The sequence below is a fragment of the Rhizobium sp. LARHSG275 genome, from assembly GCF_052871115.1.
The window spans coordinates 116392-131158 of record NZ_JBIXJN010000010.1; the positions used below are offsets into that span (position 1 = coordinate 116392).

Below are 14767 nucleotides of genomic sequence, written 5' to 3' on the forward strand. Positions count from 1 at the left end.
GCCGCGCGTCTTATCAGGCACGCTGAGGTAGCATTTTGAATTCACGCATCGGCCCGCTGCGCTCTAGCCGGCGAGAATCCAGTTCAACACCCTGCGCCAGTCGATCATCCGGATTGGCGTCCCGTGATTGCCGGTCTGAAACAGCGTGAAACGCGCCGGATATTTTGCCTTGTGCAGGCTTTCGAACAGCGCTTGCTGGGCGGCGGCGGCATAGACAGGATCGCGGCTGCCATGGGCGAACCAGAGCGGCAGCTTCGCCTTGTAGAGGGCGCTCCTGGTGAAATCGGGATCGGTCACGCCGCTCATGATCAGCATGCCCTTCAGCCGCTTGACGCTGTCGCTGTCACGCGCAATGCCCCAGCAGACCTGGCTGCCCATCGAGGCGCAGGAAAGGATGATCGGCCGGCCGGGTGATTGCGCGCTGGCATAGCGGATCAGGCCGGTGATCGCCGCAACGCCGCTGCTGTCGAAGCTTTTGACCGTCGGCGAATAATAAACGCCGCCATTGCCGGCGACGAGGTTCTTCAGCCGGTTGAAATTGCCGCCGAAGCTATAGTCGTTGGCGCCGAGCCGCCGGTCACCGTCGCGCCCATGGATGAAAATCACCGTGAAGGCGGCATTCCCGACCGGTCCCACCCTGGTGACATCGAGCTTGATGCCGTCGACAGACAGCGTCTCGTCCGCTTGGGCCTTGCGGATGGCGAGCGCCACATATTTCTGCTGCACCCGCTTCTGCGGGATCTGGTCGCGGCCGTTGATATCTCGCATCTCGTCATAGTCGATGACCTCGAAGGCGCCGTCATCGCCCGTCTGCAGCACGGCCTGCTTCGAAAACAGGTCGTCCTTGAAAGGCGGCAAAGCATCGGCTGCCTGCGCCGGGCCAACAGCGGACAGGATGGCCGCGGACAAGAAAAACGCCGCAATTGCCGTCAAGATGGTGCAATGACTTGTGGACATTCGCATTCGGATGGTTCCTGAAGGCTGCTGCCGCTTGCCATTCCGCACCCGGCAACGCAAATCATTTGAGAAAAGCCCGCCAAAACAGGCGGTGTCGCGTATAGATGTGCTTTCTGGCAAAATCTGCCTGATTCGCAAACGTGGCATGAAATGCGGTGATTTTGGGTCGGCGGCGGATGCCCGCCCAAGCCAGACCTAAGACAGGATGAAGATCTGAACGGCTCCATGGACGACAGCAACGACCTCTTTTCCGCAATGCCCCTCTCTGAAAAACGCGAGGAGGCGCAGAAGCCTGCGGCGCCCGCCGAACGGCCGCCGGCTCCGGCTGCGCCCATCGCCGCAGCACCCCCTGCTGCCGGAGCCTCAGCACGTCCCGCGCCCGCCGCCTCGAACTCGGATGATTACGGCGCCTCGTCGATCCGCGTCCTCGAAGGCCTCGAGCCGGTGCGCATGCGCCCTGGCATGTATATCGGCGGCACCGATGAAAAGGCGCTGCACCACCTCTTTGCCGAAGTCATCGACAATGCGATGGACGAGGCGGTCGCCGGGCACGCCAATTTCATCGAGGTCTATCTCGACCTCGAGGGTTATCTCACCGTCTCCGACAACGGCCGCGGCATTCCGGTCGAGAACCATCCGCAGGTGCCAGGCAAGTCGACGCTCGAAGTCATCATGACCAAGCTGCATGCCGGCGGCAAATTCGACGGCAAGGCTTATGAGACCTCGGGCGGCCTGCACGGCGTCGGCGTCTCGGTCGTCAACGCTCTCTCCGACGACCTCGAGGTCGAGGTGGCGCGAAATCGCAAGCTCTATCGCCAGCGCTTCTCCCGCGGCCTGCCGCAGGGCGGTCTCGAAGAGTTGGGCGACGTCCACAATCGCCGCGGCACCCGCGTGCGCTTCCATCCCGACCCCCAGATCTTTGGGGATCATATGAAGTTCGATGCCGCCCGCGTCTTTCGCATGGCGCGCTCGAAGGCCTATCTGTTCGGCGGCGTCGAAATCCGCTGGAGCTGCGAGGCGGGCGTGCTGCCCGAAGGTTCCGAGGTGCCTGACAAGGCCGTCTTCCACTTCCCCGGCGGCCTGAAGGACTATCTCCAGGCGACGATGGGAAAGGAGTTCACCGTTACCCGCGAGATCTTTGCCGGCAAGACCGAGAAGACCAGCGGGCACGGCTCAATGGAATGGGCGATCACCTGGTATGGCGGCGATCCGCAGGTGCATTCCTATTGCAACACTATCCCGACGCCCGAAGGTGGCACGCATGAGGCCGGCCTGCGCATCGCGCTGACCAAGGGCCTGAAGGCCTATGCCGAGCTGACGCAGAACAAGCGCGCCGCGCAGATCACCACCGACGACGTGATGATCTCGGCCGTCGGCATGCTGTCGGTCTTCATCCGCGAGCCGGAATTCGTCGGCCAGACCAAGGACAAGCTTGCGACCGTCGAGGCCCAGCGCATCGTCGAGAACGCGCTGCGCGATCCCTTCGACCATTACCTTGCCGATAATCCGAACGAGTCGGCCAAGCTGCTCGACTGGGTGATCGAACGCGCCGAGGAGCGCCTGCGCCGCCGCAAGGAAAAGGAAGTCAACCGCAAGACGGCGGTCCGCAAATTGCGCCTGCCCGGCAAGCTCGCCGACTGCTCGCAGAACACCGCCGAAGGCGCCGAACTCTTCATCGTCGAGGGCGACTCGGCGGGCGGTTCGGCCAAGCAGGCGCGCAACCGCTCCAATCAGGCCATTCTGCCGCTACGCGGCAAGATCCTCAATGTTGCCAGCGCCGGCCGCGAAAAACTCGGCGCCAACCAGCAGCTCGCCGATCTCGTCCAGGCGCTCGGCTGCGGCACGCGCTCGAAATACCGCGACGAAGACCTGCGCTACGAGCGCATCATCGTCATGACCGATGCCGACGTCGACGGCGCCCACATCGCCTCGCTGCTCATCACCTTCTTCTATCAGGAGATGCCGGAACTGGTGCGCGGCGGCCACCTCTTCCTCGCCGTGCCGCCGCTCTACAAAATCACCCAAGGCTCGAAATCCGCCTATGCCCGCGACGACAATCATCGCGCCGAGCTGATGCAGACGGAGTTCAAGGGCAAGGCCAAGGTCGAGATCAGCCGTTTCAAAGGCCTCGGCGAGATGATGCCCGCTCAGCTCAAGGAAACCACGATGGATCCGTCCAAGCGCACCCTGCTCAAGGTGCTGATCGACGAGATCGATTTCGAAGGCACGCGCGCCGCCGTCGACGATCTGATGGGCACCAAGCCCGAAGCCCGCTTCCGCTTCATCCAGGATCGCGCGGCTTTCGTGGAGAATCTCGATATCTAGGGTATGCCATCGAGCGCGCCGAACGGTCGGATAGACACGGATTCGGCGCTCCGCATTTTAGCATTGGCGATTTCACGGAACTGACGAAGAACCGTAACAACTCCGTCAAACAACCGGCGCATGAAGCGGTCGGCGTGCCTCCCCCTGGGAGGATTTGCGCCGGTCGAACCGTTTTCAACCCTTGCCGGATATTTGTCATGACCAAGCGTTTTCTCGCGGCCGCCGCTTTCGTTCTCCTGTCCAGCACCGTCACCGCCAGCACCACCGATATTGGGGCCACCGATATCGGCGCCACCTTCGAGACCGCCTGCCCCTTTGGCGATTGCGCCGCCGGCATTTCGCTCTCCTATCTCGGTGAATTCGTTATCCCCACCGGCCACATGGAAAACGGCGTCGAATTCGGCGGCATTTCCGGCCTAGATTTCGATGCCGCCACCGGCCACTATCTCGCCATCAGCGACGACCGCTCGGAAAGAGGCCCGGCCCGCTTCTACGAACTCGACGTCGATCTCGAGGCGTCTGGCCTCAAGGGCGTTTCGGTCGTCAAGCAGGTGACGCTGAAGGACAAGAACGGCGAGCCCTTCGCTGCCCGGGCCGTCGATCCGGAATCGATCCGCCTCGGCAAGGACGGCATCTATTGGGGCAGCGAAGGCGACGGCAAGGCGCTGCTTCCGCCCTTCGTCCGCGTCACTTCGCCGGACGGTTCCTTTGTCCGCGAGTTCAAGCTGCCGGAAGGCTTTGCGCCGACCGCAGACAAATCGAGCGGCATCCGCGACAACCTCGCCTTCGAAGATCTCGCCGTCGCGCCCTCAGGCGATGTTTTCGTCGGTGTCGAAGCGGCCCTTTACCAGGATGGCCCGAACCCTTCGCTGACATCAGGCAGCCTGTCGCGCATCATCCGTTACGACGGCGCCACCGGCGAGCCGAAGGCCGAGTACGTCTATCCGGTCTCACCAATCCCGCAGGCCGCTACCAAGGCCGACGGCGGCAATGACAACGGCATGTCGGAGATGCTCGCCCTGGACGATCACCACCTGCTCGCCGTCGAGCGCAGTTATGCCCAGGGCTTCGGCAACAGCATCAAGATCATGATGATGGATCTGACTGATGCCACCGATGTATCCGCCATCGCGTCCCTCGCGAAGAACGACCAGCGCGTCGTTCCCGTCCGCAAGAGCCAGGTCCTCGATTTGAGGGCGATCGGCCTCGTTCCCGACAATATCGAGGCCATGTCGCTCGGCAAGGCCAAGGACGGCACCGATGTTCTCATTCTCGGCTCCGATAATAATTTTTCGACCAGCCAGAAGACGCAATTCTACGCCTTCAAGATTCTCAGCCGCCCGCAGCAGTAAGAGGCCCGGGTCTGAGGGCCGAATAGCGACGCTTTGTATACGCTTTCATGGTGCGGACCTTGAAACCGCCGGGTTGATGGCCCATAACCAAAGTACAAGAAAAAGAAGAGGCGCGCGTGGGTGTGTTTGACCGTCAGAAAAGCAATCATGAACCGCGATGGCTCGGATCGTCGGCGCAGACGCGCACGCCGCTGATTCCCTCCATTTCGGCGGCGCGCTGGCTGCTGGTCCTGGTCGTCGCTGCCGGCGTCTATTTCTTCTACGGCTTCCTCGTGCCGGTGCTCGCAGCCCTCGTCATCGGCTTCGCCAGCTGGCCACTCTACCGCAAGCTTCTTGCCCGCGTCGGCGGTAATACGACGATCGCCGCGACCATCGCCATCATCATGATCATCACTTTCCTGGTCATCCCGATCGGGCTTGCTGTGACCTATACGACGGGCGAAGTACGCACCTGGGTCACCTGGGCAATCCACGCCAACCGCGCCGGCGCCCCGACGCCCGACTGGATCGTCGCATTGCCTTGGGCCGGCGCCTATCTCGATGAGGTCTGGACGAAATATATCGGCAGTCCCGGCGCCCTCGGCGAAGTCATTCAGGCGGTCAGCGGCGCCAATATCGGCAACATCTACCGCGCCGTGCTGGCGGCGGGCGGCGGCGCCTTCCACCTGCTGCTGACGCTGCTCTTCATGCTGATCGCGTTGTTCTTCGTCTATCGCGACGGTTTCTCCTTCTCCAAGCAGATCGATATGCTCGGCGAGCGCATCCTGCCGAACCGCTGGGAGCGCATTTCCCGCGTCGTGCCGGCGACGATCAGTTCCACCGTCATGGGCATGACGCTGATCGCGATCGGCGAAGGCATCGTGCTCGGCCTTGCCTACTGGATTGCCGGCGTGCCCTCGCCGGTGACGCTCGGTGTGCTGACCGGCGTGATGGCGCTGATACCGGGCGGTGCGCCACTCTCCTTCTCGCTGGTCTCCATCTATCTGTTGGCGAGCGGCTCGCATGTCGCCGGCATCGGTCTCTTCGTCTGGGGCACGGTCGAGCTCTTCATTGTCGACAAGACCCTGCGGCCGAAACTCGTCGGCGGTCCGATCAAGCTGCCCTTCCTGCCGACCTTCTTCGGCCTCGTCGGTGGCGTCAAGACGATGGGTTTTCTCGGCATCTTCATCGGTCCGGTGCTGATGGCGCTGATCGTCGCCATCTGGCGCGAATGGATCCACGAAGCCCGCAATGCCGACAAGAGCGAAAGCGGACCGCAGATCATTATCGACGATCGGGCCCCGCCGCCAGTCCCCGGTTCTCCGAAGGCCATGCCGCGCGTCGCCGAAGGCTGAACATCGCTTCGCAGGTGGGTTACCCCAGCCGCTTTTCCAAAAACAGGCTGAGCGGATCCGGCAGATAGCTGCCGAAAGGCTCGATTTCCCGATATCCGTATTTGCGGTAGAGCGCGATTGCCTCCGGCTGGTAGATGCCGGTTTCGAGCCGAATCGCCGTCAGCCCCTTTTCCCCGGCGATTGCTTCGAGCGCATTCATCAGGCCGCTGGCGATCCTCAGCCCCCTCGCCTCGGGATCGACGAACATGCGCTTGATTTCCGCCGTGCCATCGCCGGCCTCGACCAGCGCGCAGCAGCCGACGATCGCATCGCCGCTGCGCGCAACGAGGAAGCTCACCGAAGGTTTCTCCAGCACGGAGAGGTCGACCAGATGGTTGCTTTCTGCCGGATAGAGCGATTGCGCATGGGCATCGGAAAGATCGAGAAGCCGGATGACGCCCTCTTGGCGCGGCGGCTCCAGGGCAATGGTGACGGACATGCTGGCTCCCTCTGCTGGCGCTGGGCACAATTTCCCCGATATGACGAAGAGTTAATGCTCTTGCCTTCATTCGGTTGGAATTGCGCCCTCTAAGACGATGAAGTGCTCAATAATCAAGGAAGCAGAATATGCAAGCGGTGCTGATCGCGATGACCATTCTCGGCTGCGACGATTCCATCAGCCAGTGCAATTATGTCGCGACGGTCGATAAACGCTGGGAAACCGTTTCCGCCTGCGATGCCGAGGCCGAACGACGGCTGAAGACCTATGTTAATGTCAATTATCCCTCGGTGATCGCAGTCTGCGAGGCGCCGAAAGCGATCGCCGCCGCCGAGCCGCCGAAGCCGGCGCCCGTGCCTGCCGCTGCGCCCGAGGTTGCTGTCGAAGCGCCCGAGGAACCCGCAAGAAGGATCGCCGGTTTTGCTGAAGGCATCGCCGGGCAGGTCCGCGCCCACCTGCCCTCGGGCAGAAGCGTCAAGGACACACTCACCAAGCCGGTGCATTTCGTCTCCGCCAGCTATTCCTGGGTGGTGACGCGGCTAGCTGATTAGGCCGCCGCAAGCGCCGCATAGACGCGGGCCGATTGTCGCTGCTCGGTGACGCTAAGCTTTTCCACTATATCGAGCAGTTCGCCGATCGCGCCATGCCCGTCGTGATGGCGGAATTTTTCGAGAAGACGGCCGCATACATTACCGAGCACGCTCGCCGGCGCTTTTCTGGCGGCGTCGCGCCACAGCATCGTCGCCTCGACGAAGACGACGCTGATATCCCTGGGCAGGCCGGCGGACTCATAAAGCGCACGCACGGCATGCATGCGCCCGGTTGCCAGGATCGAACGCACGCGGCGCTCGCTGCAGCCCGTGAGATCGACGATCGCGCCGGCGAAGAAATCCACCTTGCCGGCGCAGAGCGCATGCATCAGGAAGGACGGCGTCAGTCGGCCGTTAAGGCGCAGGTGCTGGACGAGGTCGGGTATTTCGCGTGGGGCAATGTCGCCGGCGATCGAAACGATGGCAGCCTCGGTTGCCTCGCGGCTGATGCGCTGGAGCCGCTGCAGGCCGATCGCCGCCTGTGCCAGCGGCAGGCCAACCAGCGCATTGCTGACATGCTCGGTCAGCAACTGGCGGGCATCGGCCGGAAGGTCGCTGCGGTCGAGAAGCAGGTTGCGGATATCGCAGCAGTCGCCGAGCCGTTCGGCGACGCGTTTCAGCGACAGGCTGGAGATTACCGCGCCGTCATTCTCCAGCAGGCAGAGCAGTTCTTCTTCGTCGCCGACCTCCGCAAGGGCGGCGGAAACCGGCCGAGTCACATGCGCCCTCGCCGCGATCAGCATGCGGGTGGCGCCGTTGCCGCGCGCGGCAAGGTCGACCAGATCGGCATCGCTCAAAAGCGGCGAACAGGTCACGGCGTGGCAGGCGACCTCGGGCTGGTCCTCGGCAAGCGAAAGGACCAGGCTGCGCGGCGCATCGGGCGACCAGGCGATCGCCTCGGCAAGTGCAAGCCGCACGCGCGGCGACGGATCGTCGAGAAGAAAGGTCATCGCCATCTCGGCCGCCGCCCGTTCGTCGCCGGACATTTCGGACTGCAGATAGGCTCGCCCGAGAGCGCTTGCGGCCCGGGCCCGGTCGCCTGTCTTGGCCGTTTCGACCCAACGAAGAAAAGCTTCTACGATCACGCGACGCCCCAGCACTTCAACGCGATTCTTTCGCGCTCTTTTCAATGCTGCGACCGTAGCGGCAAAAGGTTTAAGATTGGTTCACCATATTTCTTAAGCCTTTGTATGCCTTGCGATTAGCCTTCAATTGGTGGAAGTTGCGGCCGGACCATCTCGAAAACATCGCTGCCATCGCTGTAATCCATATAGCCCATGCGGGCGAGAGGCCGGGCAATCGACATGTCGAGGCGGCCGTTCCTGACGATCGCTTCGTCGATGCGGATGCCGATCACTTCGCCGAAGACCAGGACGTTTTCGGACGGCGCGCCCGACAGCGTCTTCGGCTCGACGATTTCGGTCACCTTGCATTCGAGCACCGCGAAAGCCTCGCCGACATAGGGCGCGTCGATCAGTTCGGCCTGCTTCGGCGTCAGCCCGGCGAAATCGAATTCGCTGTCGCCGTAGGCCAGCGCCGCCGAGGAAAGGTTCATCTTCTCGGCGAGATCGCGGCTGACGAAATTGCAGGTGAAGACGCCGGTCTCGGCCGCATTGCGCTGGCTGTGCTTGCGTCCGGCGGAAGAAAACATCACCAGCTTCGGCCGATCGGCAACGGCATTGAAAAAAGAATAAGGCGCGAGATTGATTGAGCCGTCCCTGCCCTTGCTACCGATCCAGCCGATCGGGCGCGGCGACACGATCGCCTTGAAAGGATCATGCGCAAGCCCATGCCGGTTGCTATCGGTGGTATAGAACATCAATCGTCTCCGCCGACCCAGGTCACGGTGTCGCCAAGCTCCGGCCGAGGCCGCTCGATTGCCGGAAATGTCGTCGAGCCGATATGGATGAAGCCCGCCACCCTTTCATCAGGCCGGACGCCAAGCAGCGGATAGGCGCGCTTGTCATAGGCGAACCACTCCGTCAGCCAGTTGGCGACATAACCGTTGGCGTTGGCGGCGAGAATGACATTGAAGCAAAGCGCGCCTGCCGACATCAACTGCTCCCATTCCGGGATCTTGATATGCGGTCCTGCCTTGCTGACGACGGCGACGACCACGGGCGCGCGGGTGAAACGGCTGCGCTCGACCTGGATCATCTCTTCGGAAAGGTCGGGTTTTGTCTGAAGTGCCAGCGTCAGAAGCTCCTCGCCGAGACGGGCGCGCTGCTCTCCGCGATAGACGATGAAGCGCCAGGGCGCGATCTTCCCATGATCGGGAACACGCGAGGCAAGACGCAGGATTTCCTCGATCTCGGCCTTCTCGGGGCCTGGTTCGCACATCTGGAAAGCGGGGATAGAGCGGCGCACGGCGAGGTAGTCGATCAGCTTGATATCGGATTTCATGCGGGAGAGGCTCTCATTATTTATGCTGCTGCAAAGGGTGGGTCTTGAATTTGCCACCGCGTTGGTCTTGAAGTGGCCTTTGCGATTTCAGAAGTCAATCGGTTCACGAAACAGATGTTTGGCATTTTGCCTTTTGCACGCATCGGCCTTGCCATTGCCCTGATGGTATTGATGCCCCTCGGCGCCGGCGCTCAAGATGCCTTCAAGGGATTCAAACAGCTTGAATCGACGCCGAAGATGCCGAAGCTCGATGCCTTCATCGCGCCCGGCACGGTGCCCGAAGGGGTCAAGCTGCACGATGTCCCGATGGAGGCCAAGCTGACGGCGGACGGCGCGCCGGTTGAGGAAGGCCTCTCCTGGTACGTCTTCAGCCCGATCGCCGGAGCCGACGGCAAGCTGCCGCTGATCGCCAGCGCCAAGGGCGGACCTGCCGCCTTCCAGCTCGCCCCCGGTGATTATTTCGTCAACGTCTCTTTCGGCCGCGCCGGCGTCACCAAGAAATTGACCGTGCCCGCTGAAGGCGAGGTCGACAAGCAGGTGATGGTGCTCGATGCCGGCGGCCTGCTGCTCAATGCCGTCTCCGGCACCGACGCCCGCATCCGCCCCGACCAGTTGAGTTTCTCGATCTATTCTTCGGAAGTGCGCGACGATGGCGAGCGCGGCCTCGTCATGGCCGATGTCTCGCCGAATACCATCGTCCGCCTCAATGCCGGCACCTATCACATCGTTTCCGAATATGGCAGCGTCAACGCCGTGATCCGCGCCGACATCCAGGTCGAGGCCGGCAAGCTGACCGAGGCGACGATTCAGCATCGCGCCGCGCAGATCACCTTCAAACTGGTCTCCGATGCCGGCGGCGAGGCGATCGCCGATACGGCATGGTCGATTCTGACCGCGGCCGGCGACAGCGTCGGCGAAAGCGTCAGTGCCTTCCCGACCATGGTCCTCGCCGAAGGCGGATATTCCGCCGTCGCCCGCAACAAGGACAAGATCTACCAGCGCGATTTCACCGTCGTTGCCGGCAGGAACACCGATGTCGAGGTTCTGATGAAGGACCAGCAGCCGCAGCCACCGGTGGATGCTGCCCGCACGGTGCAACAAGTGCCGGTCGGCACGCCGCCCCCGCCAGGCGTCCAGCCGGCCCCGGTGGCGCCGCTGCCCTCCTACGAACAGCTAGTGCCGCAGCAGGGCGGTGACGACACCAGCCTCGATTGATTTTAACTTTACTGGTTTCGTTTGATCGGTGGCATCTCATGACAACGCAGCACGGCGACGCCATCGAGAAGACGGCGTCGTACGTTCACGGCGGCTATATTGCGGTTACATATCGGATTTCTGACAGCGCCACGCTCGGCGCTGTCAGATCCCGGTTATTTCATGCCGCCTTGGCTTTTTTTGCTTCGGCCTTGCGACGAATGTCGGGCGGTGTCGCTTCAAGGGCAAGGCTCTCGACGGCAGCGTCAAGCTCCATCGAAACCTGTTCCTGGCTGCCGAGGCGGCGGATGTTGACCGTGTGCTCCTCGGCTTCCTTCCTGCCGCAGACGATGATGACAGGAACCTTGGTGACCGAATGCTCGCGAACCTTGTAGTTGATCTTCTCGTTACGGAAGTCGGTCTCGACGTTGAGACCGGCCTCGCGCAGCGCCTCGGCCACTTCAAGCCCGTAGGCATCGGCTTCCGAGGTGATCGTTGCGACCACCACCTGAAGCGGTGATACCCAGAGCGGCATGTGGCCGGCGAAGTTCTCGATCAGGATGCCGAGGAAGCGTTCCATCGAGCCGCAGATGGCGCGGTGGATCATCACCGGCTGCGTTTTTTCCGAGTTGCTGTCGATGTAGAAGGCGCCAAAACGTTCCGGCAGGTTGAAGTCGACCTGCGTCGTGCCGCACTGCCATTCACGGCCGATCGCATCCTTCAGCGTATATTCGAACTTCGGCCCGTAGAAGGCGCCCTCGCCCGGCAGGATTCCGGTCTTGATGTTGTTGGACTGCTGCTGGATCGTCTCCAGCACGCCCATCATCACGTCTTCGGCACGGTCCCAGAGCTCGTCCGAACCGACGCGTTTGTCCGGCCTTGTCGAGAGCTTGATGGTGACTTCGTCGAAGCCGAAATCCTTGTAGACCGAAAGAATGAGATCGTTGATCTTCAGGCATTCGGCGGCCATCTGCTCATCGGTGCAGAAGATGTGCGCGTCATCCTGCGTGAAGCCGCGCACGCGCATCAGGCCGTGCAGCGCGCCCGACGGTTCGTAACGGTGGACATTGCCGAATTCGGCAAGCCGGATCGGCAGTTCTCGGTAGGATTTCAGCCCGTGCTTGAAGATCTGGATATGGCCGGGGCAGTTCATCGGCTTCAGTGCGAAGACGCGGTCGTCGTCGGTGTCGTCGCCGGCGACCGTCACCTTGAACATGTTGTCGCGGTACCAGCCCCAGTGACCGGAGGTCTCCCACAACGACTTGTCGAGCACCTGCGGCGCGTTGACTTCCTGATAATCACCGGCAAGCCGGCGGCGCATATAGGCGACCAGCGTCTGGAATACACGCCAGCCCTTGCCGTGCCAGAACACGACGCCCGGCCCCTCTTCCTGGAAATGGAAGAGATCCATCTCGCGGCCGAGGCGGCGGTGATCGCGCTTTTCGGCTTCGGCAAGCATATGCAGATAGTTGTCGAGCTCCGACTGTTCGGCGAAGGCCGTGCCGTAGATGCGGCTCAGCATCGGATTGTTGCTGTCGCCGCGCCAGTAGGCGCCGGCCACCTTCAAGAGCTTGAAGGCGTTGCCGATCTGGCCGGTCGAGGCCATGTGCGGGCCGCGGCAAAGATCGAACCAGTCGCCCTGGTAATAGATCTTGAGATCCTGCCCTTCCGGGATCGCGTCGACGAGTTCGACCTTGTACTGCTCCCCCTTTTCGGCGAAGACCTGTTTTGCCTTCTCGCGCGACCAGACCTGCTTGGTGAAGGCGGCGTTGCGGGCGATGATCTCCTTCATCTTCTTTTCGATCTTCGGCAGATCGTCGAGAGTGAAGGGCTCGTTCTTGGCGAAGTCGTAATAAAAACCGTTTTCGATGACCGGGCCGATCGTCACCTGGGTGCCGGGCCACAGCTCCTGAACGGCTTCCGCCATGACATGCGCCGCGTCGTGGCGGATGAGTTCCAGCGCGCGGTCGTCATTGCGGGTGATGATCTCGATTCTGCCCGTCGTCACGGGATCGGAAAGGTCGCGCACGGTGCCGTCGATCGCAACGGCCACTGCCTTCTTGGCGAGCGACTTGGAAATAGATTCGGCGACATCCCGGCCGGTTGCGCCGGCATCGTAGCCGCGCACGGAACCATCGGGAAATGTCAGGGAAATAGCTTGGGACATCGAAATTCTCCTTGTCCAGTCCCGCCAACGAATGCGGGTGGTTGACATGAAAGCGCCTCCGCGGAGCTGAATGCGCCGCCGCCTGATAGCCAGATTTGCTGTCTGAGTAAAGACGAAGCCCGGCTACATGATCATTTCAGTCAGCCCGCGCACGGTGTTCCAGTTGCGCATCGTACCGACGCCGAGCCGCTTGGTGGTCAGCGCCGAAAGCAGCTTGGACTGGCTCGGCTTGCCTGCGAAATCGATCCAGAGATCGCCGCCGACGACGGCGATGCGCTGTCCCTCCGTCATCAGCGGTTTCAGCGCCTCCACCTTCTTCGGGTCGACCGGCAGGCGCATCACCCGGACGATGACCTGGTCACCATTGCCGTCCTTGAAGGGATTGGTGCTGCAAAGCGCCATCCAGGTGCAGTCGCTGCGCACGATGATATCGACATGTTTGCCGAACTTTTCTTCAAACCCCTCCTCGAGGGCTACTTCGAGTTCGTGCGGCCGCATCTCGTCGGCCTCGAAGACGAGATTGCCTGTGGAAACCAGCGTGCGCGGCTCGCGATAACCGAGCTCTTCGGCAAGTGCGCGCAAATCCTGCATGACGACGCGGCGGTCGGGCGCCAGGACAATGCTGTGCAGAAGGGCGATGAAGGTGCTCATGGCTGCCAGAACTCCTCTGCGCCGTCGGGCAAGGTCTTCAGCACTCTGTCGAATGCGGCGGCGTCGACATGTTTTCGCACAGCCATCGCCACGTCTCGGATGACTGTGTCGGGGGAAAAGTTATGGTCACCGCGCAGTGCCTGCACCTCCCGCGTCATCGCGTCGCGATCCTCGAAGGGCCGTTTGGCCTCGTCGGGATTCCAGTCGGCGACGAAGATCGCACGCAGCACCGGCGGCAGCACATCGGCGAACCGGAGCGCGTCTGCCACATCGAGGCGGCAGCGGAACGTCTGAAAGACCCCTTGGGTCATGGTGTAGACCACATTGCGGCTGTCGATCAGCGTATCGGCTCTGATATCCTCGAGATAAGCGTCAAAGTCTTCCGATGCACGCCTGTATCGGCCGGGCATCGTCATGGCGGTCAGCCTCTCTTGCGTCCGAGGGCGAGATAACGCCACGGCGTCCACCAGCGGAAGCTGTCGCCGAGCATCTCCGGCACCTGATCGAGGCCGCTGGTGCCACCCGGGCCGCAGCGGCCGACGCGAAACAGCGTCATCCAGCCGCCGGCCCAAAGGCCGTGGCGGGCGATCGACTCGTAGCCATATTCGGAGCAGGTCGGGATATGGCGGCAGGAATTGCCGATGAAGCCGGACAGCGTCAGCTGGTAGAGGCGGATGAGCCCCATGCCGAGCAGACGGTCGGGGGTCTTGCGGAACGGACCGGCATAGTTGCGGGAGGTGCGTGCGGCCTTTTCACGCGGCTTTTTGCGTCCGGCGGCGCCGCCGTCATCCTCATCGTCAGCCTGCGGGGCGCAGAACTCGCACATCTCGGTTATGCCTCGACAACTTCTGCCCGTTTCGCCTCAATCTGCCCGATCGCGTCGACGACGGCATCGAAGGTCAGCATCGTCGAGGCATGGCGGGCCCTGTAGTCCCGCACCGGCAGCAGATAGCGCATGTCTTCGAACCGTCCCTGAGGCCCCGCCCCGTCCGCCTTCAACATGGCAAGCATGTCTTGGCGCGCCTGGCGCAATTCGCCCGATGTGGCGCCGACGACATGGCGGGCCATGATCGAGGACGAGGCCTGTCCGAGCGCGCAGGCCTTCACCTCATGGGCAAAGCCGGTCACGGTATCCCCGTCCATCTTCAGCCAGATATGCACCTTCGAGCCGCAGAGCTTGGAATAGGCCTGGGCGGTCGCATCGGCATCATCAAGCGTGCCGGTCAACGGAATATTGCCGGCGAATTCGAGGATTTTGCTGTTATAGATGTCGTCCATACTGGATTTCCGCTCCAAAATCGCTGCGGATCGGCCTC

The 14767-nt window shown here is 62.3% G+C and carries 15 protein-coding genes; 5 read left to right on the forward strand and 10 right to left on the reverse strand.

Going from position 1 to position 14767, the window contains the following annotated elements; translation table 11 throughout:
- Window positions 1-63: 63 nt before the first annotated feature.
- A complete protein-coding gene (locus ACIPSK_RS15495; protein WP_162117124.1) occupies window positions 64-963 on the reverse strand; it encodes an alpha/beta hydrolase in 900 nt (299 codons plus the stop codon).
- A 219-nt stretch (window positions 964-1182) separates the two neighbouring features.
- On the opposite strand from ACIPSK_RS15495, the gene parE reads away from it, so the two are divergent.
- From parE to ACIPSK_RS15510, 3 genes are all read left to right on the forward strand, one after another.
- Window positions 1183-3282, forward strand: coding sequence for a DNA topoisomerase IV subunit B (gene parE, locus ACIPSK_RS15500; RefSeq protein WP_162117123.1), 2100 nt, complete (start codon window positions 1183-1185; stop codon window positions 3280-3282).
- Between the two features lie 197 nt (window positions 3283-3479).
- Window positions 3480-4634: an esterase-like activity of phytase family protein gene (locus tag ACIPSK_RS15505; protein WP_162117122.1), complete on the forward strand. Its 1155-nt coding sequence runs from the start codon at window positions 3480-3482 to the stop codon at window positions 4632-4634.
- Between the two features lie 116 nt (window positions 4635-4750).
- The gene (locus ACIPSK_RS15510) at window positions 4751-5968 is read left to right on the forward strand and encodes an AI-2E family transporter (protein WP_162117121.1); all 1218 of its coding nucleotides are present in this window, start codon (window positions 4751-4753) and stop codon (window positions 5966-5968) included.
- A gap of 19 nt (window positions 5969-5987) precedes the next feature.
- On the opposite strand, the gene ACIPSK_RS15515 is transcribed toward ACIPSK_RS15510, so the two are convergent.
- On the reverse strand, window positions 5988-6446 hold the full coding sequence (locus ACIPSK_RS15515) for a GNAT family N-acetyltransferase (RefSeq protein ID WP_162117120.1): 459 nt from the start codon (window positions 6444-6446) through the stop codon (window positions 5988-5990).
- Window positions 6447-6574: 128 nt separating this feature from the next.
- On the opposite strand from ACIPSK_RS15515, the gene ACIPSK_RS15520 reads away from it, so the two are divergent.
- A complete protein-coding gene (locus ACIPSK_RS15520) occupies window positions 6575-6997 on the forward strand; it encodes a hypothetical protein (protein ID WP_162117119.1) in 423 nt (140 codons plus the stop codon).
- Here ACIPSK_RS15520 and ACIPSK_RS15525 read toward each other — a convergent pair.
- The 3 genes from ACIPSK_RS15525 to ACIPSK_RS15535 all read right to left on the reverse strand — a co-directional run bounded on the left by ACIPSK_RS15525 (window position 6994) and on the right by ACIPSK_RS15535 (window position 9439).
- The gene (locus tag ACIPSK_RS15525) at window positions 6994-8136 is read right to left on the reverse strand and encodes a DUF2336 domain-containing protein (RefSeq protein WP_162117118.1); all 1143 of its coding nucleotides are present in this window, start codon (window positions 8134-8136) and stop codon (window positions 6994-6996) included. The genes ACIPSK_RS15520 and ACIPSK_RS15525 overlap by 4 nt on opposite strands.
- Before the next feature lie 101 nt (window positions 8137-8237).
- A complete protein-coding gene (locus tag ACIPSK_RS15530) occupies window positions 8238-8855 on the reverse strand; it encodes a flavin reductase family protein (protein ID WP_017964398.1) in 618 nt (205 codons plus the stop codon).
- Window positions 8855-9439 (reverse strand): nitroreductase family protein, encoded by a 585-nt coding sequence (locus ACIPSK_RS15535; protein WP_162117117.1) that lies wholly within the window; start codon window positions 9437-9439, stop codon window positions 8855-8857. The genes ACIPSK_RS15530 and ACIPSK_RS15535 overlap by 1 nt, the downstream gene beginning before the upstream one ends.
- 114 nt (window positions 9440-9553) lie before the next feature.
- On the opposite strand from ACIPSK_RS15535, the gene ACIPSK_RS15540 reads away from it, so the two are divergent.
- Window positions 9554-10654 carry a hypothetical protein gene (locus ACIPSK_RS15540; RefSeq protein WP_162117116.1) on the forward strand — a complete coding sequence of 367 codons (1101 nt, stop codon included), beginning with the start codon at window positions 9554-9556 and terminating at the stop codon, window positions 10652-10654.
- Window positions 10655-10814: 160 nt separating this feature from the next.
- On the opposite strand, the gene thrS is transcribed toward ACIPSK_RS15540, so the two are convergent.
- From thrS to ACIPSK_RS15565, 5 genes are all read right to left on the reverse strand, one after another.
- Complete coding sequence (gene thrS / locus ACIPSK_RS15545) at window positions 10815-12800, reverse strand: threonine--tRNA ligase (protein ID WP_162117115.1); 1986 nt, start codon at window positions 12798-12800, stop codon at window positions 10815-10817.
- A gap of 123 nt (window positions 12801-12923) precedes the next feature.
- A complete protein-coding gene (locus ACIPSK_RS15550; RefSeq protein ID WP_017964402.1) occupies window positions 12924-13451 on the reverse strand; it encodes a DUF1697 domain-containing protein in 528 nt (175 codons plus the stop codon).
- The gene (locus ACIPSK_RS15555) at window positions 13448-13867 is read right to left on the reverse strand and encodes a DUF2267 domain-containing protein (RefSeq protein WP_162117114.1); all 420 of its coding nucleotides are present in this window, start codon (window positions 13865-13867) and stop codon (window positions 13448-13450) included. The genes ACIPSK_RS15550 and ACIPSK_RS15555 overlap by 4 nt, the downstream gene beginning before the upstream one ends.
- Window positions 13868-13872: 5 nt before the next feature.
- Window positions 13873-14277: a membrane protein insertion efficiency factor YidD gene (gene yidD, locus ACIPSK_RS15560; RefSeq protein WP_162117113.1), complete on the reverse strand. Its 405-nt coding sequence runs from the start codon at window positions 14275-14277 to the stop codon at window positions 13873-13875.
- 5 nt (window positions 14278-14282) lie between these two features.
- Window positions 14283-14729, reverse strand: a complete 447-nt coding sequence (locus ACIPSK_RS15565; protein WP_162117112.1) for an iron-sulfur cluster assembly scaffold protein — start codon at window positions 14727-14729, stop codon at window positions 14283-14285.
- Window positions 14730-14767 lie beyond the last annotated feature (38 nt).

What these genes read in the sequence shown, in the direction of transcription:
- ACIPSK_RS15495 (WP_162117124.1), bottom strand. Translation starts at nt 963, where the DNA reads ATGCGAATGTCCACAAGTCATTGCACCATCTTGACGGCAATTGCGGCG.
- parE (WP_162117123.1), top strand. Translation starts at nt 1,183, where the DNA reads ATGGACGACAGCAACGACCTCTTTTCCGCAATGCCCCTCTCTGAAAAA.
- ACIPSK_RS15505 (WP_162117122.1), top strand. Translation starts at nt 3,480, where the DNA reads ATGACCAAGCGTTTTCTCGCGGCCGCCGCTTTCGTTCTCCTGTCCAGC.
- ACIPSK_RS15515 (WP_162117120.1), bottom strand. Translation starts at nt 6,446, where the DNA reads ATGTCCGTCACCATTGCCCTGGAGCCGCCGCGCCAAGAGGGCGTCATC.
- ACIPSK_RS15520 (WP_162117119.1), top strand. Translation starts at nt 6,575, where the DNA reads ATGCAAGCGGTGCTGATCGCGATGACCATTCTCGGCTGCGACGATTCC.
- ACIPSK_RS15530 (WP_017964398.1), bottom strand. Translation starts at nt 8,855, where the DNA reads ATGTTCTATACCACCGATAGCAACCGGCATGGGCTTGCGCATGATCCT.
- ACIPSK_RS15535 (WP_162117117.1), bottom strand. Translation starts at nt 9,439, where the DNA reads ATGAAATCCGATATCAAGCTGATCGACTACCTCGCCGTGCGCCGCTCT.
- ACIPSK_RS15540 (WP_162117116.1), top strand. Translation starts at nt 9,554, where the DNA reads ATGTTTGGCATTTTGCCTTTTGCACGCATCGGCCTTGCCATTGCCCTG.
- thrS (WP_162117115.1), bottom strand. Translation starts at nt 12,800, where the DNA reads ATGTCCCAAGCTATTTCCCTGACATTTCCCGATGGTTCCGTGCGCGGC.
- ACIPSK_RS15550 (WP_017964402.1), bottom strand. Translation starts at nt 13,451, where the DNA reads ATGAGCACCTTCATCGCCCTTCTGCACAGCATTGTCCTGGCGCCCGAC.
- ACIPSK_RS15555 (WP_162117114.1), bottom strand. Translation starts at nt 13,867, where the DNA reads ATGACGATGCCCGGCCGATACAGGCGTGCATCGGAAGACTTTGACGCT.
- yidD (WP_162117113.1), bottom strand. Translation starts at nt 14,277, where the DNA reads ATGTGCGAGTTCTGCGCCCCGCAGGCTGACGATGAGGATGACGGCGGC.
- ACIPSK_RS15565 (WP_162117112.1), bottom strand. Translation starts at nt 14,729, where the DNA reads ATGGACGACATCTATAACAGCAAAATCCTCGAATTCGCCGGCAATATT.